The organism is Helicobacter sp. 23-1048 (genome assembly GCF_053654545.1).
Genome location: NZ_JBSIUT010000001.1, coordinates 553473 through 578788, shown reverse-complemented (window position 1 = coordinate 578788; position 25316 = coordinate 553473). Strand labels below are relative to the sequence as shown.

Sequence of the window (25316 nt, the reverse complement as noted above, 5' to 3'; positions counted from 1 at the left end):
AAATGGAATGCAAAAAAACAATTTGTGTAACCGTCATCAACGAACATAGCGTATTAGCGCGTGTATCTGGGCTTTTTGCTGGGAGAGGCTACAATATAGAATCGCTTAGTGTCGCGCCTGTGCCAAATAGTGAGCTTTCTTATATTACCATTACGACAAATGGCAACTTAAAGGTTTTTGAACAAATTGTCAAACAACTCCATAAGTTAATCCCTGTTTTAAGCGTGGTAGAAAGCGAACAAGTCTTGCAAAGGGAAATGGCTCTTGTGAAGATTCCCACCAAACAGCCATTAAGTGAGATTGAAGCACTTGCTCGAGCTTATAATGGAATCATCGCCGAAGTGAATGAAAAATACATCATCATAAGCGCGAATGATACTCCTGAACGCATTGATAGCTTTTTAAAGGCGGTGGAAATCTTTAAACCCAAAGAAATGATACGAAGTGGCGCAGTCGCCATAGAACGCACATAGACTACGCGCGTTTAATGCGCAGTGAATTAAGCACTACAAGAATCGAGCTAAAACTCATTGAGAGTGCAGCAAAAAGCGGGATAATCAACCCACAAAGCGCGATTGGTATGGTAAGTGCGTTATAACAAATGCTTATGATGATATTTTGTTTGATTGTGCCAAAAGTCTTTTTAGCGAGGATAAAGGCATCTTTGAGGGACTTTAAACTATCATCTAAAATCACCACATCGCTGCTTAAAATCGCCATATCACTCCCCGCCCCCATAGAAATAGCAATATCACTCTTGCTAAGTGCCAACGCGTCATTTATCCCATCACCAACCATAACGACAACCTCTCCACTTTGGCGCAAAGATTCTACAAACGCGCCTTTTTGCAAAGGTGATTGTGTGGCGTAAAATTCCTCTATCCCAGCCATTGATGCGATTTTTTCTACACTTTGCTCTCTATCACCACTTAGCAACGCCACACGCACATTTTGCTCGCGTAAATAAGTAATAAGGGCATTTGCTCCCTCTTTGAGAGAATCTTCTAACTCATAAATTGCGATAAGTTTGTCATTTAAAGCAAAGCCAAAAATCATACCTTCACCTAAGGCAATTTGGGGAATCTCCACATTTTGCTCGCGTAAAAATGCCAAACTTCCACCATATATCTTTCCCCCTTCATAAAATCCCTCAATGCCTTGAGAATCAACTTGTTTAAAATCGCTAATATAAAGCTTTTTGGTGGTTTTGGCATTGGGGAAAGAGTGTTGTAAAAATTCCACGATACTTTTTGAAATGGGATGCTTGCTAAAACTCACCAAAGAATACAAAATAAGCCAATGTTGAGAATCTAGACACGATTTATCCTCTTTGATAAGCACACCTTGTCCGTGCTTATGAGAAAACAAATGTTGTTTTCTCACCTTTGGCTTGCCTTGTGTGAGTGTGCCTGTTTTATCAAACACCACAACACTTGCCTTTGCAAGCGTTTCTAAAAAACTCGCCTGCTTAAAAATGATGTTTTTTGTATAGCTTTGTGCAATCCCAACAATCGTAGCAATAGGCGTAGCAAGCGCAAGGGCGCAAGGACAAGCAATAATGATGACTGAAATAGCGATAATAAGAGAATGCTCAATATCTAACCCACCGCCAAAATGCCAACCAAAAAAACACAAAAGGGCGATGGCTAAAATAGTGCGCGAAAAATTTTGACTAATGCTATTAGCGAGATTTTGTATATGTGGGCGGTGTATGAGGCTCTCTTCTACAAGCTCTAAGACTTTGCTCATAAGGCTTTCTTTAAAGGTTTTTGTTGTGGAGTAGAGAATCTTTTGATTTACTGCTACAAATCCGCTAAAAATCTCCTCTCCCTTAAGCTTTTGGGCGGGCATACTCTCGCCATTGATTGCCTTTGTATCAAATAGTCCATTTGTGCTTTGCAAGATTCCATCAATGGCGATTTTTTCTCCGGGCAAAACCAAAATACACTCCCCAACTTGCACTTCCTCTGGCTTTTTGATACAAATGTTGCTCTCATCGCCATTTTCACACACATTCACACTTTGAGGCAAAAACGCATTAAGCGCATCAAGGCTTTCGCCCGCACTTTTTTTACTCCGCACTTCAAGGAACTTACCAATAAGCACAAAGGTAATAATCATACTAACAGATTCAAAATATGTCTCCCCGCTATGTGTAATCGCCGCATAAATAGAATAACAAAAAGTAAGGCTAGAGCCCACACTCACTAATAAATCCATTCCTACAAAGCCATTTTTAAGCCCATAATACGCCCCACGATAAAATACAAAACCTGAATAAAAAAGCGCGATTGAGCAGAGTAAAAATGAAGCGATATTCAAAATATCACTCGCTTCACGCGAAATCCCCGAAAAATATCCACTCCACTGCGCCACCGCCACCCACATAATATTCATCGTGCAAAAAAGTGCGACAATCACGCGAATATAATATTCTTTAGTCTGTTGTTTGTCCCTGCTTTCTTGGAGTTTGGGGTCATAAGCAAACGCATTATAACCAATAGAGCGAATGAGTTTAATGATTTGTGATAGCTTGATTTGTTTGCTATCCCACACAAGCAAAAGTCGATTGTTAGTGTAATTGACGCTCGCACTTTTAATGCCCTTTTGTGTGTTTAAAATCTTTTCATTAAGCCATACACACGCCGCACAATGAATATCAGTAAGAATGAGTGAGCACGCACTAAAGCCCCCTTGAGCATCTCTAATATATGTATCTTTAAATGCGCTCGAATCAAAAAAGGCTAAATCTTGCTCCACATCTTGGCTTGGTGGTTTGAGCGTTGTTTCACCCCTTTTTTCATAAAAGCTTTGCAAATTTGCCTTTTGCAGTAAGAAATACACGCCCTCACAGCCATTGCAACAAAAATATAACACTTCGCCATTTTCTAACAAGACTTCTTTAAGTGCGCTTTTTTTATATTGCAGATGACAATGGCTACATCGCTCCACTTTAATTCCTCGTCCTAGTGTAATTTTTGTGCGATTATACAATAACCAAACCCCGCTTTCTTTAAAGAAGCAAAACAAAAAGTAAAAAGTTTTTGCTAAAATTAACCTTTGATAATAAATTTTTTGGAGCAAGTTATATTGGAAAAACTCTTACAATGCTTTGAATACATTAAACGCTACCATATTGATATGCTTGATTCTATCAGCATAATGCTTGAGCTTTTTATCATAAAAAACTCCTACAATGATGTGTTAGAAAACCTCATCGACTTAGGCAATAAGCGCAAGCAAATATCACTAGATTCTGTGCTTAGTGAGATTTTTGGGAAAGATTTTACCCGCATAAATCCAAGCCTTAATGCCTTAAAGATTTTAAAAACCATAAAAAACACTGACACCACCCTTTCAAGTATCGAAGAGTTTTTACACATTATCACGCAAAAAAAGACTGCCAACAAGCTCTTTTATTATTCTACACCGCTTGAAGTCAATGAATTGCTCGTGCGACTGCTTGATATTCAATCAAATGAAAGTGTATATAATCCGTGTTATGGCATTGGTTCGTTGTTTTTGATGATTTCTCAAATCGTGCGGTGTAAAAATAAAAAAGCCACAATCGCTCTTTTTGGCGAGGAGCTAGATTCCCACTTGGCAAAGGTCGCTAGACTCACTTGCAAGCTCGCCCAAATCGACTTTAGCAACCTTATTATTAACGACATTTTAAAGGCGCAATTTTTTAATCAAAAGTTTGATAAAATTATTTGCAATCCGCCATTTTCTGCGCACATTGGCGTGCAGTATTTAAAAAACGACAAACGATTTAGCAACCACCCATACAATGTAGTGGGTGGATTGATAAAAACTTACCCAGAATGGGCGTTTTTAATCCATTCACTTTTTTATCTCAAAAAGCGCGGTGTATTTATTTTACGCACATTGGCGTTACAAAAGCTAAGCCTTGAAAGCGAACTTATGAAAAGATTGCACAAAGAGCGGTTGATTGAAGCAATCATCGAACTTCCTAAAAATATTTTTCCCTATCAAAGTGGCGATTTTTGCATTCTTGTGCTCTCTCCAAACAACAAACATATTTTAAACATTGATGCTAAAAGCGAGTCGTTTTGGAAAAAAGATGGCAAATACAATCGCCTCATCAATCTTGATTCTCTTTTAGAATCTTTTTTCAAGCGCAAGAATAACGACTTTTGCTTTTTGCTTCCCTATACGCAAGCCACGCATTACAGCCTACCCATTTCACCAAAAGACCTCCTTGCCAAAAAATCACTAAGTAGAGGCAAAAGCCTCCAAGCACTCGATGTAAATATATTTCGCGGGCAACGCGTATATGGTGGCAAAAGCGATACAAAGGTGCAATACTTTGATGTGGGATTGGCAGATTTTAGCGAATATGGATTTAGCGAGAATCTCCTCTCAAAAAGACACTTTGGCGATAAGGCAAAGATTAAAAAATACGCGCTAAAACCCTTTGATATTTGTTTATCATTGCGTGGAAATACCCCAAAAGTAACGATATTTTCACAAAATATCGCTCAAAAGCTCGCTGTGGCAAATGCTGGTATCGTCATCGTGCGGTGTAAAAACAAAAGTGAAGCCATTGGGCTATATTGTTATTTTTACTCACAAGCAGGGCAAAAAGACTTAAGCACACTGTATGAAAGCCACAGCAAAACCATTGATATACAATCTCTTAAAAATCTGCGCATTCCACCAGATTTTCAAAAACAATCCGAGCAAAAGTTTCAAGCAATTTGTGATTTGGCAAACAAACTTGAACTCACGCGTCAAGCATTAGAAAAATTGCGCTAGATTCCAAATAAGAACTTATATGGGGACACGATGACACAACAACACTTAAAGCATCTCGCTATCATAATGGATGGCAATGGTAGGTGGGCGAAAAATCGCAACAAAACGCGCACTTATGGGCATAAAATGGGAGCAAAAGTCGTGCGTGAAATCACAAAATACTGCGCTAAGGCACACATTAGCTATCTCACGCTTTATGCCTTTTCTACCGAAAATTGGTTACGCCCCAAACAAGAAGTAGAATTTTTAATGAAACTCTTAGAGCAATATTTACAAAGTGAGCGCAAAACTTATGAGAAACATAATATTTGTTTTAAGGTTATTGGGGATATAAGTGTCTTTTCGCCAAAACTCCAAAAGCTCATCACAAAAATGCAACAATCTACCGCCAAAAACACAGGATTAACGCAATTTCTCGCGCTCAATTATGGTGCGAAAAACGAAATCGCTCGTGCAGTGTTAAACTTGCAAAAATGTGATATTTTCACTCAAATACGCAATCTCTCGCACACAAAGGCAGTAGAATACACCACCAACCACATTCAAAACGCCCTTGATACTAAAGAAGCAAGCGAGGTGGATTTGCTTATCCGCACAGGAGGAGAAATGCGCTTATCAAACTTCTTACTTTGGCAGTGTGCGTATGCAGAGCTCTTTTTCACTCCCACGCTGTGGCCAGACTTTAGTGCTAAGGAATTAGAATCTATCATTAAACAATTTCATAAGCGTGTGCGAAAATTTGGTGGTTTAACAGATTGTTAGCTTTTATTTATCTCCCACACGATAGTTGATTTGCGCTCTATTTAGCGCGTTGTATCGCTCCATAAAGTCCGCTTTTTCCTGCGATAATGCGACAGATTCGCCACTCATTACAAATTCGCCGTTTTGCAATGTGTATGTGTAGCCCATTTTTGCGCCATTTGGGTAGATTCCAAACTCATCAATCCACAATGCGCCGTTGATTGCAAAGTTGTAGCGCGAATCTGCATTACTATCAAAGAGATTGCGCCCACCCAGCGTTAAAAAATCATAGTCATTCAAACTCAACGCATACAGCGTGGGGAAAATATCCTTGTGCGAACCGAGTTTATCGCGCTTAAACGCAAATCCCTTAAAATCACCCGTGTAGCGCGGTGGGATATACATATACAGCGGCACAGAGTGTTCTAGTGCGAGATTTTGCGAAGCCTTTAAGTCGCGCAATTTATGGTCGCCACTCCCAGCGATAATAGTTAAATCTTTTAAGCGCGAATCTGCCTTAATCGCGCTCACAAAGTCGCCAAACGCATTGCTTGAGTATGCAAAGGCATTCATAGCTTCGCGGTTTTTAGCAGTATTGTCATTGTTAAAATACTCACGCAACGGCTCTATATCGCACTTTGGCGGGATAAAATGGCTAGGCAAACCATAAGGCGGGTGATTTGAAATCGTTAGCATTGCGATAAATGTGGGCTTTGTGGCATTTTGCAAAACTTCAAGCGCAAGTTTGAAAGCGTATTCATCAGGCACACCATAATCGCTCTCAAACTCCGCACTTTGGGGATAAAGGCGTATTAGCTCACTTTTATCAAAAACTTTATCCGTGCCCTGTGTGATGATATAATCGCCTAAATTATGCCACGAGCGGTTGCCCGAAGTGATAAAAATCACTTCATACCCCGCGCGTTTGTAAATATCAAAGGGCGTGAGCGCAATTTTGCGATTTTTTACGCTACTTACGCTAATCGTAGCACTTGGTGAATTAAAAAATAGCTCCGCAAAACTTGCCACAGTCCCATTTTGCGCGGATAAAAACGCGCTAAATGTAAAATCGCGCTGATTTTTGTGTGGAATCTTGCCAGATTCAAAATGCGCTCTAAAACTCCCTAGCAAATCGCAATTTGGCGAATCTAACAGCGACAATGCGTTATTGCCAAAGCTCTCCATTAGCACGGCAACGATATGCGGTGGATTTGTGATAGATTGTTGCGAATTGTGCGCAAAAATGGGGAAAAGTTCGGCTTGTAAATTTTTCAAATCCTGCGAATCTATGGGCGCGAATTTATCTTGATTTTGATAGTTGCCAAGTGCCCAAACAAACGCCATTATGGGATTTATAGCGATATGATTAAGCTGTGGATTTGTGCTAAAATTTGCTTCGTTTTCTTTTAGCGGAAATGTCCCCACAGAGCCACGAATCCCCAAAAATATCACACCCAAAAGCAAAAGATTCACCACTAAAATAAATGCGATTCGTGCGAATCGTGGGAGTTTAGCGAATCTAGCGAGGTTTAAAAAGCGCGTGAATCGCGCAAGATTTGCACCCAAAATAATTTTTGCAATTTTATAGCACACAACGCCAAAAATCACACTTGCTAAAATCACGCGCACCAGCGGATAATCATTAAAAATTATGCCTAAAATCGTAGCTGTCTCATCGTCTTTTAGCCCAAAAATAAACGCGTCAATTTTGGTGTGATAAGTGGCAAAATAATAAAAATTCACAAACGCGCTCAATGCCACGATAAAGGCACAAAGTGCGGTTAAGATTAGTGTAAATTTGGGGATAAATGTAGCGAGATTCTCACAAAGGACGCGCGCCGCGCTACTCTCTCTCTCTCTCTCTCTCTCTCGTGCGCCCACCGCTTTACAAAGGCTCATCACATAACCCAAAAGCACCACTAGCGCGGCAAATATGCAAACCACGCGCATATCAAATCGCGCCCCCATAATAAACATTTGCGTAAATTCCGCGCTCAAAAGATTCGCGCCATCAATGTTGCTTTGCACCATAAAAACACGCATAAGCACATACACCACGCCAAAAATTGCCGTTAGTACAAAGGCAAGGGCAATGAAGTTTTTATAACTTGGATTCCCAGCAAAATCTATGCGATGTTTGTAAAAAAGCACACGCAAATCCTCTCAATCCTTAGGCAAAAGCCCTTAAGACTCGCCCATCATTCGCTTGACAAGTTTTTTTGCCTTTGTGGCGTGAGTGGCTTTATTTGCCTCATTATAGAGCATTGTTGTCATTTCTTCAAACACAATTTGCGAGCTTAGAGGTTTTTGGTTAGAGAGAGGGCTTAACTTTTTATACTCGCCATTACTTTGTAGCTCGTGCATTTGGACATTATCTTTGAGCTGAATATTAAGAATCTCAAGGAGTTTTTCGCTCATTTCTGCGTTAATACTTGGGGTTAAAATCTCAATCCTACGCTCCAAATTGCGTGGCATAATGTCCGCTGAAGCGAAGTAAATAGGCGTTTTCGCATTTTTGAAATAATAGATTCTCGCGTGCTCTAAATATTTCCCAATGATAGAAAATACGCGAATATTCTCGCTCACGCCTTTCACGCCCGGTCGCAGACAGCAAATCCCACGCACAATCAAATCAATTTTCACACCAGCTTGAGATGCCTTATACAGCGCGCGTATCACATCAATATCCACGAAAGCATTTGCTTTCATTATGATTCGCCCCTGCTCTTTTTTAGCGCATTCGCCCTCGATAAGCGAGAGAATCTCGCTCTTTATCTGTGTGGGAGCGATTTTAAGCTTGCCTAGCATTGTCTTATGTGAGCTCCCCGTGGAGAGTGAGTGGAAGAGCTTCACCGCATCAGCAACAAACTCCTTTTGCGCACTCATCAATGACAAATCGGTGTAAATCTTTGCCGTGCTTGGGTTATAGTTCCCTGTGCTTAAATGGACATACTCTTTAAGGTTGTTGCCAAGTTTTTTAATCACTAAAGCAATTTTAGCGTGCACCTTTAGCCCCGAGATTCCATAAATCACATGCGCACCAGCAGCTTCTAGTCGCTTCGCCCAATGCAAGTTGTTCTCTTCATCAAACCGTGCCTTAAGCTCCACCAATGCCGTTACTTGTTTGTTGTTTTCGGCGGCTTCGATGAGGGCTTGCACGATTGGCGAGTTTTTCCCCACGCGATAAAGCGTCATTTTAATGCTCAGCACATCTGGGTCTTTGGCGGCACTTTGGATAAAGCGCACCACAGAATCAAAGCTCTCATAAGGGTGAAACATAAGCACACTATGATTATCCAATGTGGAAAAAATATCGCTGTTATTGCCAAGTGGGGGGAGAATCTTTGGATTAAAAGGTGGGGTAGTCAAATGTGCATACGCTTTTGAGCCGACAATTTGCCACAATCCGCTAAGGTTAATCAAAAAAGTGGTATTGTAGATGTAAGTGTCCTCTTTATCCACTTTTACGCTATCAAAAACAAATTTTTGCAAATCCTCTTCACTTTTGCCAATCTCTAAGCGAACCATCTCGCCCTTGCGCCGTGTCTTAATGCTCTCGCTCATAATTTGGAAAAAGTCATCTGCCTCCTCCTCTTCAATCTCCATATCTGCATTACGCGTAACGCGAAATGGTGTATAGGTGAGCACTTCATACCCGCTAAAAAATTCCTCAGCAAAGCTCCCCACAATATCCTCAATAGGGATAAAAATGCCACTCTCAATCTCAAAAAACCGTGGCAAAACGCGCGGGATTCTGATAATGCCGTATTTAAAGGTTTTTTCTCCGCTTTTTAACTTCAATGCAATGGCAAAGGAAAGATTGTTTAAATGCGGAAATGGGTGTGTGGAATCCACAAGCACAGGCACAATCACAGGATATAAATAATTTGTAAAATACTCCTTTAGCACCTTTTTATCGCTTGCATTAAGCTCGCTAATGGATTTAATGTGGAGATTCTCTGCATTCAACCCCTTTTTGATGTCGGCAAAAATCTTTTCCACCACATTTTGCTGTGTATGCAAATATTTGCGAATATGGGTAAGTTGCTGTAATGGCGTTAGCTTATCTGCACCCACTTCTGTAACACCACTCGCATACAATCGCTTAAGCCCAGCCACGCGTATCATATAAAATTCATCTAAATTCGTCCCATAGATAGCAATAAATTTTAATTGCTCCAAAAGTGGAATGTTTGGATTTTTAGCCTCATCAAGCACGCGTGTATTAAACCTCAACCACGAAAGTTCGCGGTTAAAATACATCTTAGAATCTGTAATTGTCATTTGCAACCTCCTTAAAGTAAATTCCAAAATTGTAGCAAAAATCACATTTTAAAATAATAATAAATGGCTTTTATGCTATCATTTTGGCGATTTTTATCCAAAATTTACACCCCTAATCTTTCGTTATTTAAGGGTAAGTAAAATTGCAAGATAAAAACAATCCTAAAATCTAAGGAGATAGTATGAAAAAGCTTCTTTTGGCAATGTTTTTAAGCGTTACTTCGGCATTTAGTGCAAGTCTTGGTGTGCTTGAAGTAAGTCCTGAAATCGGACTCAGTGGTGGCAAAATATCAAGCAATGGATACAACCCAAACAATTATGGCGCATACGCGAGAATCTGGCTTGGCACATTTGGTTTTGTGGTCGCTCCTCAGGCAAAAATTGATTTTTATTCACAAAAATACGGCGGAGATTCTGTAAATAATGGGCAATATGGCGCGTCTATTGGCACAAATTTTGGGCTTGGTGTGCGATTGACACCTTATGTCGGAGCAAACTATTCAAGTTTCAATAAAGTTTTTAGCGATACTTGGGCACTTAATGCTGGGTTAAAAGTAAAATTCCCCGTGCTTCCTTTGGCACTAAGTTTCCAATACACTTATCAAAACCCAGAGTTAGTAGGCACAAGCACCACTCACACAATGCACAATGTGCAATTTTTGTTAGGATTGCATTTTTAATCTTTAGGGCTCTCTTAAGCCCAAAGATTAAAACATTACAAAATGATATTTTTGGACTCTCACATACATTTACACTTTGATAATGTTATGTCTTATAAATGTGAGTTTTGCGTAAAAATGTGGCATTTTCACCAAAAGCTACCAAAACATAGCTATAATAGTGGCAAATTTTTGCAAGGCTAAGCAATGACACAAGAAGAATTAGACGCATTGATGGATGGTGATAATATCCAAGAAAGTATTGATGGTGGTGAAGATTCTGGTGATTCAAAAGAATGCGAAACGGGAGAATGTATCACAGAAGATAATTATCGCGTAGAAGCAGATAGGCAATGGCCCCCACCTCCACCAAATGATGACCACAAAGTCGTCCATCAACTCGATGATGTAACCAAAGATTCTGAAATCAAGGGCACACAGATTTTTGACCAGCTAGAGATTATGAGTTCGTGCTCTGATGACATAAGCAAAAAAAACAAACAATTAAAAGCCTTTTTAGATTCCCAAGAAGAGATATTTAGCAAGCTATGCACGAATTTCCCACATATCAAAACCTTTCAAAATGCCCTTGAAGAAGTAAAAAAAATAAATGCACTTAGCGATGAAATCAAACAATCGTGCAATAGCATTAGCGATGCTTCGATGCAAGCGATGGATTTGATGCAATTCCAAGATATTCATCGTCAAAAAATTGAGCGCGTTATCAATGTGATGCGTGCTTTGGCACAATATATGAACTCTTTATTTGAGAGCAAAATCGATGATAGCAAGCGAGTGAGCTCAGCAGTGTATATCGCAGGTGATGATAAAGATGATGTCGCCGATGACAATGAAATTGAGGCACTCATCGCCTCCTTTGGTAAAAAACAATAACTCTATCTTTGAGATTCTATGCGCGCACATTCCCCTTTTACTCAAGTTGCTAAAAATACAAACCAAACAAGCACAAAAGTCGAGTTGCTCTCTCCTGCTGGAAATTTCCAAAAACTAAAAATCGCCCTAGCTTATGGTGCTGATGCTGTATATGGGGGAGTAAGTCATTTTTCGTTGCGGGCGCGAAGTGGCAAGGAATTTGATATGGAAAGTTTCGCGCAAGCTATTGATTACACACACCAAAGAGGAAAAAAAATTTATGTAACTATCAATGGATTCCCCTTTAACGCTCAACTTAAACTCTTAGAATCTCACATCGCCAAAATGGCAGAACTCAAACCCGATGCCTTTATCATCGCTGCACCGGGTGTGGTGAGGCTCTCCAAACAAGTCGCCCCACAAATCCCTATCCACCTTTCCACGCAGGCAAATGTGCTAAATGTGCTCGATGCGCAAGTATTTTATGATTTGGGAGTGAAGCGCATTGTAGCGGCGCGTGAGCTAAGTTTAAAAGACGCTGTGGAGATTAAAAAAGCCCTGCCAAACTTAGAATTAGAAATGTTTATACACGGCAGTATGTGCTTTGCATTTTCTGGGCGATGTCTCATCTCTGCACTGCAAAACGGGCGCGTCCCCAATCGTGGAAGTTGCGCCAATGACTGTCGCTTTGATTATGAATATTTTGTAAAAAATAAAGCAAATGATGAATTAGTGGCATTTGACACAAACGAACTTTATGTAAAAAATCCTGATAATGGCGTAATGATGAGGGTGCAAGAAGAGCAAGGTGTGGGGGCGCATATCTTTAATGCTAAGGATTTAAATCTCGCTAGCCATATCAAAGAAATCCTAGATTCTGGGGCGATTAGTGCGTTTAAGATTGAAGGGCGCACGAAATCGCTGTATTACGCAGCAATCACCGCACGCACCTATCGCAAGGCAATCGATGATTACGAGCACGGAATCAACGATACAAAATTCTATCAAAGCGAGCTCCACACGCTTAAAAATCGTGGATTTACCGATGGCTATATCATTCATAGACCATACCAGCGCACCGATACGCAAAACCACGCTACTGCGCTAAGCGAGGGAAGCTATCAAGTCAATGCTATTGTCGATGAGAGCGGGACTAAAGCATTGTGTAAATTTAGCATTTATCCAAATGAGCCAAAGCAAATCATTGCGCCACTTGGTAGCGAGATTGAGTGTGTGAAAAATGAGATTGGTGAGATTTTTATGCGTGATGATGCGTATTACTTGCGCCTTTTTGTCATTCGTTTAGAAAATGGCAAAGAGTTGGATTCTATCCATAGTGGCAACACCAATTATTTCTTGCTTCCAGCGAAGTTGCCAAGCTTTTGTATTTTGCGCCAAGTTATTGAGAGCTCGATTCTATAAGCATTGGAATCTGTGCTCGCGCGTAATCAAGCAATGCCTCTTTATACAGCAAGTCATTATGCTCGCCAGAGATTGGCATTATAAATTGTGCGAATTTCCCACCATAAGTGCCACCACGCCACTTTTTTGCCATTTTTGGCGTAAAGATTCCAAGTGTAGGAATCCTTAAATTATCTGCGATATGCACATTCCCCGTATCAATGCTAATAAGCGCGCTAAATCGCTCCGTAATTGCCACGAGATTAAGCAAATCCGCATTATTTGCAAAAATCGCTACATTTGGTATATCAAAAGATTTGAGCTTATGGGGGGGGGCAGTTAAGATAATGAAATTGCACGCGCGAAATTCCTGCGCTATGGTTTGTATAATTTCACGCCAAGTCTGCAAACTAAAATAACAAATCCCGCCCGAACCAAAAAAATTTATGCCAATAGTTGGGCGATTTTTATCGCTAAAATGCGTTGTGTTTGAATCAAAAAACGCACGCACAAAATTGCTATTTTGCGTTGCAATCTTTAGTCTTGCATTGCTAAAATCTATATTTTTTATGCCATTATCAAATGCGCGCTTATCCACCAAACGCGCAAGACGCAGGAGATTCTCACTTTCAGTGCGGAGGTTAGTGAAAAAATTAAAATCTAATATAAAGCGCGGAGAAAACAGACAATGCAAATGTGCTTGAGCGATTATTTTGCGTGCATTGGTGGCTTTTGCAAAGGCGATATTTACGCTAGTGCGATGCGTAATGATAAAATAATCAATACAATCTATCGTGCTAAGTGCATTTGGATTAGAATCTAAGTTGAGTAAGGTGTCTATAAATGGCAAATGTGCGTAAAGATTCTCTCCAATGCCATTTGTCGCAACGACTAAACGCGATTGTGGAAAGAGACATTTAAGCGCGTAAAATGCCTTAATCGCTACGACATTATCACCTACTCTATTTGCACGATGGATAACAATCGTCATCTCCTTGCCTTTGCTCTCATTGTGGGAGGATTTGTGTGCCGATACCTTGAGCGGTAAAAAGCTCCAAAAGCAACGAATGCTCCACTCTCCCATCAATAATATGAGCTTTTTGCACACCATTTTGCACGCAACCCACGCACGCCTCTAGCTTTGGTATCATTCCGCCAGATATTACACCATTGTTTTTTAGTTCGGCGATTTTTGTGGGATTAAGCGAGCTTATGAGAGATTGGTTGCAATCAAGCACGCCAGCCGTATCGGTAAGAAAAATGACTTTTTGTGCTTTTAGGGCTTTGGCAATTTCACAAGTAGCAATATCTGCGTTAATGTTTAATCCCAAACTATCTTGCCCACACGCCACAGGAGCAATAACAGGGATAAAATCATCACGAAGAATTTTATCAAGTAATTCCGTGCTTACCTTTGTGATTTCTCCTGTGTAGCCAAACGCGCCATTGTCTTTTGGCTTGGCTTGGAGCATCATCGCATCTTTACCGCTTAAGCCCACCGCCTTTGCGCCGTGATGATTTAAAAATGCTGTAATTTCTTTGTTGATTTCCCCACTTAGCACCATTTCCACTACACTCATACATTCTTTATTTGTTACACGATAGCCATCGACAAAATGACTCTCTATCCCCAATTTTTGGAGCATTTCATCAATGCGTTTGCCACCGCCGTGAATCACCACAGGTCTAATGCCAACCATATAAAGCAACACTAAATCAAGTGCGAAACTCTCCTTTAAGCTCGGTGTGATTTGGGCTGCACCGCCGTATTTAATCACCATCACACTCCCACGAAACTCGCGTATGTAGGGAATAGATTCTAAAAGTGTATGGACGATTTTGCTATACCCTCTCAAACTAGAAACACTTGGCATAAAAATCCTTTGAGAATTATTTGTTAGTTTTAGAAAATTTATTATACTCTTATACAAAAGCAAATTAACAAAAGGTAGGCAGAAAATGAAAAATATTGTTTTTTTAGACGCGCTAAGTTTGGGTGAGTGTGATTTGAGTGTTTTTAAGGAATTTGGGAATTTTAAGACATACCCCACTACTGCGCCAAATGAAGTGTTTGAGCGGAGTAAAGCCGCGCATATCATTTTAACCAATAAAGTGGTTTTAAATAGCGAAATTCTCTCGCAGTTGCCAAACTTGGAGCTTATTTGTATCACAGCCACAGGAATGAATAATGTGGATTTAGACTACGCTAAGCAAAAAGGTATAGCAGTGAAAAATGTCGCTGGTTATAGCACTAATGCCGTAGCGCAACACACGCTAATGATAACTCTTAATTTTTTAGGGAATCTGCGCTATTTTGATGAATATTGCAAAAGTGGTGGTTGGAGTAAAAGTGTGATTTTCACACATATTAAAGAGCCTATTATCGAGCTTGATGGTTTGGAGTGGGGGATTATTGGCTTGGGTAATATTGGCAAGCGCGTCAGTGATATTGCTCAAAGTTTTGGTGCAAATGTGAGCTATTACTCCACAAGTGGAAAAAATACGCAATCTAACCTCACACAAAAAAGTCTCGATTCCCTCTTGCAAGAAAGTGATATTATCTCTATCCACGCACCCCTTAATGAAAACACTAACAATCTTTTACATAGTGGCAATTTGGGCTTACTAAAAGATGGGGCGATACTGCTAAATATGGGGCGAGGTGGCATTGTCAATGAGCGAGATGTCGCCACAGCTTTAGAATCTAAAAATTTTTATTTTGGAACTGATGTGCTTCAAAGCGAACCAATGGCAAAAAACCACCCTTTACTCAATCCAATGATTGCCCATAAACTCATCATTACGCCACATTATGCGTGGGCTTATGATAAGGCAAGGGCGCGTTTAATCGATGGAGTGAGAAAAAATATACAAGAATTTGTAAAAAATAAAGTATAATCACGCGCATTTTTACTAATACTAAAAAGGATAGAGAATGAAAAAACTCACAGGATTACTCCTAAGTGGCACAGCATTGCTAAGTGCAATGGAAGTGGATATAAACCCTTTTGGTTACCTCACAGCAGGATATAACCAACGCAACGACTTCACACTAAGTGCGCGTAGCGGTGCGACATTTGGTTTTGGAAGCAGTGGATTTAGTGTAGGACTTGGTGCGATTGGTGCGTGGAATATCCCGCTAGATGCTCGAAGTTCTGCAAGCGTGGGGGATATTTCTGATGCGTATGTCAAATATAAAAAAGGTGCTAGAGAAGATGATGGCTCTCAAAAGGCGCATATAGAAGCAAGTCTTGGGCGATTTAATAGCGATTATTTAACGCTACCTTGGGTAGCTGGCAATGTGCAAGGACTTGGGGTAGCATATTCAATCACCAATCGCTTTGATATATATGCGTTGTATGCGAACTCCTATCTCAATACAGGATACAAAAGAGGGCAGATTGGTGCGGTATATGGAAGTGCGCTTGGTTCGCTTGTGCCTTATAGCCCAGATTCTAAAAATAGCTCTGTGGGCGGTGAAGTGATAACAGGTGGCGTGCGATTTAGCAACCAAAATATTTTATTTGATGTTTTTGGCTTGCTTAACACAAAATTTCCATCTGGCTCAAATCTTGGTAGCGTAGCGGTGTGGGATTCTGCTAATGCTCTCACTTATACGGGTGCTTCGTTGCTTTGGCAGGCTGGAGCGGTGGCAAGTTTTGAGATTGGCTCACAAAATGTTAGATTCCAAACAAACCTAAAAGGATTAGCCCAATATGGCAACACCGACCAAAGAGATGTCCCCGATGCGCTCGGGCAGGATTTTAGCGTGCTAGCGTGGGCTGATGAGAGAATCACTCTTTATGAAGATTTCCATATTGGCGTTGGTGCGCATTATGTCTTTGGTAGAGAGGGCACAGGTGGGATTTGGAGTATTAGCGATACTACACATTATTATGGCAACACGCTCGGAAGAATAGGAAATTCTGCGTTGCTTGCGCCATATTTTTATAACAACCTCCTTAGCGCATATCTCTATAGTGATGTGGATATAAAGAATTTTAAACTCCAAGCAATGGCTTCATTTATTGATTATCAAGAGATTTCTTTAATGCTCCAATATAGCGCGTGGCAACAGGATAATATGAAGTTAGATTTTGGCGGAGGATTTATATACCATAAATATAAATCGTATGGATTCTATAATACTACGGCTTCGCGTGATTACACTTGGCGCAGGGGTAGTAGTTTTAATGTATTTGTGCGCTTTACTTACTAAGGTTGCTTAGTATAAGGACTATAATTGGAAGAAGTCATTGCTAGATTAGAATCTTGGGGTTACTTATTGTTATTTTTATACTGCTTGTATGGCGGGTATGTGGGGCTTATCGCCGCAGCGACAATGAGTGCCTTTGGGAAAATGGATATAGGTGTGTGCATTGTGGTTGCCTTTTGTGCTAATACGCTTGGTAGCTCACTTAGTGCGGTATTAGCACGGTATTATAAAAAGGACATTCTCCCGATGTTTTCTGCCTATTCACGGCAAATTGCGTTATGTCAGGTGTGGATTCGCCGTTATGGCAAGATAGCCATTTTCCTTAGCAAATATATCCATATTGTGCGCTTTATCGTGCCACTTAGCATTGGCATTAGTCGGTATAATTTTAGAATCTTTTTGCTTTACAACACGCTTGCGTGTGCTCTATGGGCTATCTTGGTAGGTGGCATTTCATATTTTGCGGGCAATGTGGTAGCAAATATCATAGAGCAATTTGACATTCCTCCATTTATTGTGATTCCTATTGTCCTTGCTTGGGTTGCATTGCTGCTTTTTATTCTTAATCGTGCCTCTAGCAAGGCAAAAATCAAATAACTCCTTGTTTTTCTATGGCTTTGAGTGCATAAAGCAGGGCATTTTTATAGCTCTGCGTGCTTGCAATACCTTTATAAGCAATATCAAACGCCACCCCGTGGTCTACTGAGGTGCGGATAATTGGGAGGTTTAAACTGACATTGATACTTTGCTCGAAATACAATGCCTTAAGCACGCTCAATCCCACATCGTGATACATACTTACAAAATAGCGGAATCTTGCACGATTATGCGGAGCAAAGAGAGAATCTGACGCGCAAGGTCCAAAAAATATACGCTTTTGGAGTGCCGTATTTGCTTTGATTATAGCATTGTTAATGTCCTCCTCTTCATTCCCCATAAGCCCGCCATCACCACAATGTGGATTAAGCGAAAGCACCGCGCAAGGCTCATCTAATCGCGCACACCGCGCAAAAGAGAGCAAAAAATCGCATAATGACTTTTCCTTGATACGCTCACTCACAGCACGAAGCGCAATATGCTCTGTGAATAATGCCACAAACATTTCCTCACAACCAAGCATCATAATCGCCTCTGCTTTATACCGCTCTCTTAAGGCGTGCGTATGACCGATAAACTTCACGCCCGCTTTGTGCCACGATTCTTTATGGATTGGCAATGTTACAAGTGCTTGGGCTTGGTTAGAATCTACCAAATCACACGCGTGCATAAAGCTCTCAAAACTATATCGCCCACTGCCCTCATCAATGCAGGCGATGCGAATATCAGGCAACGGGGAGTTCCAATTCTTTGGGGGGTTTATGCAGTGTTTTTGTATTGGCACTTGGATTCCTAAAAGTTTGCTTGCTTGGCTAAGAATCTCACTATGCACGCAATATATCGGCTGACAAAGTTCGCGCACAAAGCTATGCTCTCGCAAGAGAATCTCTAAACCAACACCATTTATATCGCCTATGCTAATGGCTATGCTTGGTTTGTTGTGTGTCATATTTTAGCAGTCTTGTGCCATTGCACTAAGCATTTGCTCTATGGCGTTTTGTAGTCCTACAAACACTGCGCGCGCGATAATAGCGTGCCCGATATTAAGCTCAGTAATCTCAGGGATTGCAAGGATTGGCGTGAGATTGTGATAATGCAATCCGTGTCCAGCAAAACAATCTAATCCTAATTTTTGCGCCTTTTTCGCGCTCTTTGTAAGTGCCTCAACCTCTAATGCTAACTCATTGACAAGCATATCTTGGTGGAGTTCAAACTCCTTAATACTATGCTGTGTGCGCGAAAGATTGGTATTTGCCATTAACCATAAATTAGCGTATCTACCTGTGTGAAGCTCCACGCCACTCGCTCCTAACTCCTTTGCAAGCGCAATAGTTTTTATATCTGGGTTGATAAAAAGCGTAGTTTTTACGCCTAGATTCTCAAAAGTGCGCATAAGAGATTGTATGTGCTTAGCGTTATGAAGCAACTCTAATCCGCCCTCTGTGGTTACCTCAGCGCGATTCTCAGGCACAAGAGTAATGCGCTGTGGTCTAAGCTCGCACAAAAACTCGATAATTTGTGCGTTCATCGAGCATTCGACATTTATAGGTAGTGGCGAGGCTTGGATAATCTGCAACACATCGCTATCGTGGATATGTCGCCTATCTTCACGCAAGTGGAGTGTGATTTGGTGCGCGCCTGCGGTGTGAGCGATAAAGATTGCTTGCAGGGGATTTGGGTCATTTATGGTGCGCGCTTCTCTTAGAGTAGCAATATGGTCGATATTCACTCCTAATCGCTTCATAGCATTCCCAAATCTCTTATCCGCCTGTGTGATAAAAGGCACGCGTGGAAACTTCATTGGCACTCCATTGATTTTTTTGTGGCTTATTTTGCACGCCAAGTTTTAATAACTCCTCCATTTGCTCTCTATCTCCTGCCAAAATCGCTTCTCTCACACTCACAGCATCTTGATAAAATAAACAAGGGCACAAGATTCCATCGCTTGTGAGGCGAATTCTATTACAACTTTCACAAAAATCATCTTCGTGTGGCGCGATAATGCCAAAAGCATAGGGCTTAGTTACATTCGCTCCCTCGCTAATCTCATAAAGCCTTGCAGGACCAAAGCACTCCTTTTTTACTTCACGCACAGCATAGCGCGCGCTAATAATGCTTACAATGTCCTCGCGTGAAAGTGATGTGAGATTTTGCTTAGCGTGGATATTCTCCATAAATTCGATATAGCGCACTAAAATATCGCGCTCTTTACCAAACTCGAGCATATCAAGGATTTCATCTTTGTTTATTTCTAAGGCGACCATATTGAGCTTGATTTTTAGCCCATTTTGCAGGGCAGATTCTATCCCTGCTAAGATTTGTGGTAAGGCATCGCGTTTTGAGATTTGCTTTATGCGTTCTGGTTTTAGAGAATCTAAGGATATGTTAATGCGCTTTAATCCTGCTTCTTTAAGAGCTTTAGCATATTTTTGGAGATAGAAAGCATTGCTTGTCATTGCGATTTCCATACTTGGATTATGCGCATAAATGCCTGCGATAAACTCCGCAATATCTTCACGCAAAAGTGGCTCTCCGCCTGTTATGCGGATTTTTTGGATTCCATTATCCATAGCAATTTTTAAAAATTCTAAAAGTTTTGGCAAAGGCAGGGCATTCGTGTCAAAAAAGTCATCAGGAGTATTTGGCATACAATATGCGCAACGAAAGTTACACTGCTTGGTAAGCGAGATACGCAAGTAATCAATCTTGCGTCCAAAAGAATCCACAAGCATACAAAACCTTTATTGTTGAGATATAATGCAATAATACAATAAAAAACACAATATCGACCAAAAGGATAAAAAATGCCACCAAAGAGCACAAATGACGCTAAAGTAAGGTGTGGATTGCAAAGCACCAATGCGCTTGGATTCCCCTGTGTGATTTTGTGTGGTGGGAGAAGCAAAAGAATGGGGCAAGATAAAGCAACTTTGCCATTTGGCAATGGTTTGTTGGTGCAATTTTGCTTTCAATCAATGCAAAGATATTTTAGCGAAGTATTTGTGTGTGTGAAATGGGATAATGGAGCGACAAACATACCCAAACAAAACATCATCGCAGAATCAAGCACGCCCATTGACAAGACAAATACATCGCTGTTTTCACCGCTCTTTGGCATTAAAAGGGCATTTGAAGTGCTAGATTCTCCATTTATTGCCTTTATGAGTGTGGATAGCCCATTTTTAAATGGGCGATATTTTGCGGGGCTTTTTACACATTTAGAAGAACAAAACGCACAAGTTGCCTACATTTCACAGATTCTCTCCCACCAAGAAAATAGGGAGCATTTTTTACTGAGCATTTGGTGCAAAGACACGGTTGAAGCAATAGAGCAAGCGTTGCAAAAAGGCGAGTTTAAAATCGCCTCGCTTATACACACACTCAACTCCACCCATATCAATGTGCGAGATAAACTCCTTAGTATAAACTGCAACACTAAAGAGGAATACCAAAATGCTCTCAAAATACTTGAGTGCTTAGATTCTAAAACTTCTTTTCAAAAACAATCGCTTTAAGCGCACGAAGCGATAAAATCGCTCTAATCCTGCGCGCTCTTTCGCCCCAATCTCATAAAAAATATGCTCTAAATACTCTAAAATATAAGCAGATTCTATCCCGCTTGTGTTTTGTGCGTTGAGGAGTTGATAGCGGGGGATTTTTTTGCGCTTTGAGCGCGTTTTAGCGTTATACGCCTTGCTTATGCGTAAAAGCAACTCTTTATGCTTACTAAAGCACAATCGCCCAAACACGAAAGGCAGGCGTTCTCTCTCCCACCACACTTCACCCATATCGATATATTCTCCACCAGATTTTTTATACGCTAAAGCGCGGTCGCCGATAAGCACTTCTCCTTGCAAATCAAGCACTTGACTAAGCGCGTTTGAAGTGCTTGATTGATAATCAAATCCCTCTCCGTGCTTTACTATCACGCTCCATACTGCGCCTTTGGCGATGATTCCACTTGGGGCGACACATTTTTTATAATGGCTTTTCATTCCTGCGATTGAAGAGATAAAGCCCGCATCAATGCGCTTAAAGAAAAAGTCGTTGTTAAGTTTGGCGGGATAAGATTTTTTAAGCGTGATAAATGCTTTGACTTGTGAGGGCAATGGATAGGACTTAATAAAGCTATCAAAAGGCAAAAGATTGAGGTAAGCAATTTTACCAAAACGCATTAAATCACCATATTCACGGCACTATGGCTTTTTAAAGTGCGAAAAATTTCATCGCGTTCCTCCTTAGAGGCAACTTCTAAGGCGATATGAATGCTAGTAAAATTCCCCTTTGCAGAGACTTTATGAGCGGTGATTTCATATTCTTTATTTAGGAGAATCTCATCGAGCGCGGATTTGATGTGATTCTCATCTTTACCAATAATGATATACTCCCAGCGCGTGGGATAAGAAATAAGTGGCGTTATGTCTAGCTCTTGCTTAAATGGGGGCAAGGAGTTGTCTTGTGGGTTGTTTGTGGGTTGTGGAGTATTCTTAGGCATTATCACCACCAAGTGTCTTTTGTAAGACTTCACGCATCTGTGGCGGAATCTTTACAATTTTTTGCTTACTTATATCCACAAAAGCAAGCAGGCAATCCATACTAAAGATTAAACGCTCATCATCTTTTTGGTTTAATCCATCATAGATTCTATAAATCTCTTGGTGAGCAATAAGTGAGCTGTGCTTAATTTGGATAATATTTGTGCGCACTTCTAACACATCGCCAAGCCTTGCTGTGGTATGGAACTTCGCCTCAATGCTACTCACCACAAACCCGCAATCATCTACATAAGGCTTAAATCCATTGCTAAAAAACAACTCGCTTCTAGCACGCTCACAATATTTTATATAATTAGTATGATACACGATTTGCCCACAATCTGTATCCTCAAAATACACACGGACTTGCACTCTTATCCTTTAAAATGGGAATCTAAACCCACATTGTAGCACAAGATTATCGAAAGGCATCTTGGTGATTGTTTGACAATAAAAGATTTAAGAGAAAAAATTTTTTGCCGCCCTAATTTGCTCCATTGATAGTCTTGTGTGATTTTTGTGGAGTTGAAGCAACTCGATAGTTTGAGAGATGAGTTCTTTTGCTTGGAGTTTTGATTCCAAACTTGCTTGGTTTAATAGGTTTGGAAGGTTCTGTGTGAGTGCGAAGGCTTTATTTTCGTCATTATTCATAAGAGCAATCTTTAGGGAATCTAACCACGCTCGCACCATAATCTCAGCTTGAGCGTGAGATTGTTGCTCTTGGTTAATCTCTTTAGATTCTCTCATTCCTAGCTCTCATATTGCATTAGCTCATCGGCATTGACTTCTCGCCACGCTTCTAAAAGTCCTTTAGCCACATTTATAACAATATCTATTTTTTGTGTGTCATTGGTAACATTAGCTTGCGTAAGAAGCTTAATTTGGTGCATATACAATCCTGTAAGATAAGTCGCTACATCTCCACCACGCTCGTAATCAAGCGTATTTAGCAACTCTGTGAAAATATCTGTCGTGCGGTTAATAAAATACACCTTTTTTTCAATATCCCCAGCCTCCATATACCGCTTCGCCTGCGCACAAAAACGCAAGATTCCTTCATAAAGCATTTCCACCAATTTAATTGGTGATTCTACCATTGTCGAGTTGGCTTGGTAGAGCTCATAGGCATTATTGTTTTTCATTTATCCTCCTAACTTATGGTTTTTTATTCGCAATCGATTGGTCTATCATCATCTGCACGGCATTAAATGAATTGTTTGCTTTTGCGATTTGGCTATCATAATTAGCAAATCGCTGTGCCATCAAATCATAGCGAGAATCTAACATTTCTGTTGCTCTGCGCTTATCGTCTTTTAGCTTCTTATCCTCTGTTGTGAGACTCTCCTCAAGCAACTTCAACCTTGACTTACCATTATCGACAAAAAGGGAAAGTTCTTTATCAAGCATTTTAAATACACCATCAATTTCAACATCTCTAAACTCTCTTGTAACTATCTTGCCTTGAAAAAACTCTTGAGCGGCTTGCGGGTCTTCGTTGATAGCACTTCGCAACTTCCCAGAATCAAGGCTCATCAATCCGTGTTCGTTGATAGTGATTCCATATTTTACGAGCGTTTGCCCATCAATCCCGCCTCTATTAAACGAGAGAATCTTATTGAGTGCTGGGCGAATAGCGCGTATATCGCTATCACCATTAAAGATGCCCGCGATTTTAGTATCCTCATCATAGCGGGTTACTTCATCAAGTTTGGTGCTGAGTTTGTTGTAGTTTTCCACAAAGCCTGTGATATTTTCGATGATTTCCTCGTCATTACGCCCAATGTGTATCATCGCTGGCTTGCCCTCTTGAGTAGAGGCAAGGAGCTCAATATTCACACCTGTGGCAATATCATCGATTTGATTAGAAGCACGGCGCATTTTTATGCCATTGTAACTAAACTCCGCATCTTGAGCGGTTTGAATATTTCTAATTTTGAATAAATCGTTTTGTGCCTTTGTATAATCCATAGCCGAGCCTCGCTCCAAGCCGATTCTTTTTAGTGCATCTTCACTCTTTCCACCATCATCATCTGGGACAATGGCAACCTCACCCGTATCAGAGTTTATGACAATTCTTCCATCTTTTGTGGCATAAGAGTGGATTCCAGCGATGTTATCAATAGCGCGGGCGATAATTTTGGCATTTTTATACGATGAGTTGCCTCTTTGTGTGAGTTTGGCTAAGTCAAGTGGCACTGAACCAATTCTTATTATGCCATCTATATATCCCTCCTGCACGGGCTCTCCATAAACCAAATCTTTTTTCTTGCGCTCATCTTTGTCGTTTTGACTGCTTGTTTCTTTAAAACCAAGCATTCTAGCACTATCGCCACCTACTTTGACTTCATAACCTCGCAAATCGTTAATCACTAACGAATCGTTGCTTCCAATACCAATGTTAATCTCAGAATCAAGCAAGCCCTCAAAGTCAGAATCTTCGCTTATCGCCTCTTTAATCGCATCTCGCAAGCTCTCCACATTTTCATTTGTCTTAGCACTTTGGGAGGTTTTTAGTTTGATTTGGAGTGTTTTTTCTCCGCCGTTTTTATCCGCTAAAGTAATGGTAAAATCATCATCTTTAATATCAATCTCGCCTGCTTTTATCGTCCCGCCACTAAGGGTTTCACCAAAATAGATTCTATTTTCTTCCCCTGTATCTTTGGAGTTTATCATTAGTTGGTAGGGGTGCTGCCCGCCTGTTTTCATTATCGAGCCTATTACCTCGCCCTTTGTCTCATCAGTAATAAGCTGTGCGACCTCCTCTAAGTTCGTCCCAGCCTTTATATCAATCTCATAAAACTTTCCCTTTGTAAAAAAACGCAAAGTAGAATCTTTTTGGCTAAATACAGAATCGCGTTGAGAAAATTTCGAGCCAACTTCATTCACATCATTTTGCGCAATAGAATCAATATCTAACCGAATATCTTGGATAGGCACACCATCGCTAATGATAGCTTTCACTTCATTGCCTATGACCTCGTGAGAACGACCTAAATAAGTAGAATAATCGCTAAGCACCCTTGTGTTTGACTTCACATCACGCACTAAATTTGTGAGCTCGACAAGCTCGGTTTGCTTTTGCACATTTTTTTCTAAATTTCTATCAATGGGGGCAATGTAAGAGCCCTCATCTGCTTTACGCAATTTATCAATCATATCATAATTTAAGACATTGCTTCCAACGCCCAAAGAGCTCATTCTTCCTAATGCCATAATCTGCCTTTATGTGTA

The 25316-nt window shown here is 40.5% G+C and carries 24 protein-coding genes; 10 read left to right on the top strand and 14 right to left on the bottom strand.

Annotated elements, in window-relative coordinates:
* Window positions 1–2 precede the first annotated feature (2 nt).
* Window positions 3–473, top strand: a complete 471-nt coding sequence (ilvN, locus tag ACWIWK_RS02890; RefSeq protein ID WP_454150663.1) for an acetolactate synthase small subunit — start codon at window positions 3–5, stop codon at window positions 471–473.
* A gap of 1 nt (window position 474) precedes the next feature.
* Here the strand turns inward: ilvN and ACWIWK_RS02885 are convergent, their stop codons facing one another.
* Entirely contained in the window at window positions 475–2952 is a 2478-nt protein-coding gene (locus tag ACWIWK_RS02885; protein ID WP_454150662.1) for a heavy metal translocating P-type ATPase, read from the bottom strand.
* Between the two features lie 138 nt (window positions 2953–3090).
* On the opposite strand from ACWIWK_RS02885, the gene ACWIWK_RS02880 reads away from it, so the two are divergent.
* Window positions 3091–4779 carry an N-6 DNA methylase gene (locus ACWIWK_RS02880; RefSeq protein ID WP_454150660.1) on the top strand — a complete coding sequence of 563 codons (1689 nt, stop codon included), beginning with the start codon at window positions 3091–3093 and terminating at the stop codon, window positions 4777–4779.
* Window positions 4780–4809: 30 nt separating this feature from the next.
* Entirely contained in the window at window positions 4810–5541 is a 732-nt protein-coding gene (locus ACWIWK_RS02875; protein WP_454150658.1) for a di-trans,poly-cis-decaprenylcistransferase, read from the top strand.
* Between the two features lie 3 nt (window positions 5542–5544).
* Here the strand turns inward: ACWIWK_RS02875 and ACWIWK_RS02870 are convergent, their stop codons facing one another.
* Entirely contained in the window at window positions 5545–7671 is a 2127-nt protein-coding gene (locus ACWIWK_RS02870) for an LTA synthase family protein (RefSeq protein WP_454150656.1), read from the bottom strand.
* A gap of 33 nt (window positions 7672–7704) precedes the next feature.
* A complete protein-coding gene (locus ACWIWK_RS02865) occupies window positions 7705–9804 on the bottom strand; it encodes an RNA degradosome polyphosphate kinase (protein ID WP_454150654.1) in 2100 nt (699 codons plus the stop codon).
* Between the two features lie 182 nt (window positions 9805–9986).
* Here ACWIWK_RS02865 and ACWIWK_RS02860 point away from each other — a divergent pair, with 182 nt between their 5' ends.
* The 3 genes from ACWIWK_RS02860 to ACWIWK_RS02850 all read left to right on the top strand — a co-directional run bounded on the left by ACWIWK_RS02860 (window position 9987) and on the right by ACWIWK_RS02850 (window position 12758).
* Window positions 9987–10484: a hypothetical protein gene (locus ACWIWK_RS02860; RefSeq protein ID WP_454150653.1), complete on the top strand. Its 498-nt coding sequence runs from the start codon at window positions 9987–9989 to the stop codon at window positions 10482–10484.
* 186 nt (window positions 10485–10670) lie between these two features.
* Window positions 10671–11357 (top strand): chemotaxis protein, encoded by a 687-nt coding sequence (locus ACWIWK_RS02855; RefSeq protein ID WP_454150651.1) that lies wholly within the window; start codon window positions 10671–10673, stop codon window positions 11355–11357.
* Window positions 11358–11375: 18 nt separating this feature from the next.
* Window positions 11376–12758, top strand: coding sequence for a peptidase U32 family protein (locus ACWIWK_RS02850; RefSeq protein ID WP_454150649.1), 1383 nt, complete (start codon window positions 11376–11378; stop codon window positions 12756–12758).
* On the opposite strand, the gene ACWIWK_RS02845 is transcribed toward ACWIWK_RS02850, so the two are convergent.
* Window positions 12736–13728, bottom strand: coding sequence for a glycosyltransferase family 9 protein (locus ACWIWK_RS02845; RefSeq protein WP_454150647.1), 993 nt, complete (start codon window positions 13726–13728; stop codon window positions 12736–12738). The genes ACWIWK_RS02850 and ACWIWK_RS02845 overlap by 23 nt on opposite strands.
* A 16-nt stretch (window positions 13729–13744) precedes the next feature.
* A complete protein-coding gene (gene argB, locus ACWIWK_RS02840) occupies window positions 13745–14611 on the bottom strand; it encodes an acetylglutamate kinase (protein ID WP_454150645.1) in 867 nt (288 codons plus the stop codon).
* Between the two features lie 85 nt (window positions 14612–14696).
* Between argB and ACWIWK_RS02835 the strand changes: the two genes are divergently transcribed.
* From ACWIWK_RS02835 to ACWIWK_RS02825, 3 genes are read left to right on the top strand one after another with little or no spacing between them, the layout of a single operon-like run.
* Window positions 14697–15635 (top strand): D-2-hydroxyacid dehydrogenase, encoded by a 939-nt coding sequence (locus tag ACWIWK_RS02835; RefSeq protein ID WP_454150643.1) that lies wholly within the window; start codon window positions 14697–14699, stop codon window positions 15633–15635.
* A 37-nt stretch (window positions 15636–15672) separates the two neighbouring features.
* Window positions 15673–16956 (top strand): hypothetical protein, encoded by a 1284-nt coding sequence (locus ACWIWK_RS02830; RefSeq protein ID WP_454150641.1) that lies wholly within the window; start codon window positions 15673–15675, stop codon window positions 16954–16956.
* Between the two features lie 24 nt (window positions 16957–16980).
* Window positions 16981–17550, top strand: coding sequence for a DedA family protein (locus tag ACWIWK_RS02825; protein ID WP_454150639.1), 570 nt, complete (start codon window positions 16981–16983; stop codon window positions 17548–17550).
* Here the strand turns inward: ACWIWK_RS02825 and pdxA are convergent.
* The 3 genes from pdxA to moaA are packed head-to-tail and all read right to left on the bottom strand — an operon-like array spanning window position 17543 to window position 20282.
* Entirely contained in the window at window positions 17543–18499 is a 957-nt protein-coding gene (gene pdxA / locus ACWIWK_RS02820; protein ID WP_454150637.1) for a 4-hydroxythreonine-4-phosphate dehydrogenase, read from the bottom strand. The genes ACWIWK_RS02825 and pdxA overlap by 8 nt on opposite strands.
* A gap of 3 nt (window positions 18500–18502) precedes the next feature.
* Window positions 18503–19294, bottom strand: a complete 792-nt coding sequence (locus ACWIWK_RS02815) for a pyridoxine 5'-phosphate synthase (protein ID WP_454152013.1) — start codon at window positions 19292–19294, stop codon at window positions 18503–18505.
* Window positions 19295–19310: 16 nt separating this feature from the next.
* Window positions 19311–20282: a GTP 3',8-cyclase MoaA gene (gene moaA, locus ACWIWK_RS02810; protein WP_454150635.1), complete on the bottom strand. Its 972-nt coding sequence runs from the start codon at window positions 20280–20282 to the stop codon at window positions 19311–19313.
* Between the two features lie 72 nt (window positions 20283–20354).
* On the opposite strand from moaA, the gene mobA reads away from it, so the two are divergent.
* The gene (mobA, locus tag ACWIWK_RS02805) at window positions 20355–21065 is read left to right on the top strand and encodes a molybdenum cofactor guanylyltransferase (RefSeq protein ID WP_454150633.1); all 711 of its coding nucleotides are present in this window, start codon (window positions 20355–20357) and stop codon (window positions 21063–21065) included.
* Here the strand turns inward: mobA and ACWIWK_RS02800 are convergent.
* The 6 genes from ACWIWK_RS02800 to fliD form a co-directional block, all read right to left on the bottom strand.
* A complete protein-coding gene (locus tag ACWIWK_RS02800; protein WP_454150631.1) occupies window positions 21027–21725 on the bottom strand; it encodes an MqnA/MqnD/SBP family protein in 699 nt (232 codons plus the stop codon). The two genes, mobA and ACWIWK_RS02800, sit on opposite strands and share 39 nt — an antisense overlap.
* On the bottom strand, window positions 21725–22045 hold the full coding sequence (locus ACWIWK_RS02795) for an HP0495 family protein (protein ID WP_454150629.1): 321 nt from the start codon (window positions 22043–22045) through the stop codon (window positions 21725–21727). The genes ACWIWK_RS02800 and ACWIWK_RS02795 overlap by 1 nt, the downstream gene beginning before the upstream one ends.
* A complete protein-coding gene (locus ACWIWK_RS02790; RefSeq protein WP_454150627.1) occupies window positions 22038–22457 on the bottom strand; it encodes an acyl-CoA thioesterase in 420 nt (139 codons plus the stop codon). Before ACWIWK_RS02790 ends, ACWIWK_RS02795 begins: the two co-directional genes overlap by 8 nt.
* 87 nt (window positions 22458–22544) lie before the next feature.
* Complete coding sequence (locus ACWIWK_RS02785; RefSeq protein ID WP_454150626.1) at window positions 22545–22832, bottom strand: hypothetical protein; 288 nt, start codon at window positions 22830–22832, stop codon at window positions 22545–22547.
* Between the two features lie 2 nt (window positions 22833–22834).
* A complete protein-coding gene (gene fliS / locus ACWIWK_RS02780) occupies window positions 22835–23227 on the bottom strand; it encodes a flagellar export chaperone FliS (RefSeq protein WP_454150624.1) in 393 nt (130 codons plus the stop codon).
* A gap of 13 nt (window positions 23228–23240) precedes the next feature.
* The gene (gene fliD / locus ACWIWK_RS02775; protein ID WP_454150622.1) at window positions 23241–25298 is read right to left on the bottom strand and encodes a flagellar filament capping protein FliD; all 2058 of its coding nucleotides are present in this window, start codon (window positions 25296–25298) and stop codon (window positions 23241–23243) included.
* Window positions 25299–25316 lie beyond the last annotated feature (18 nt).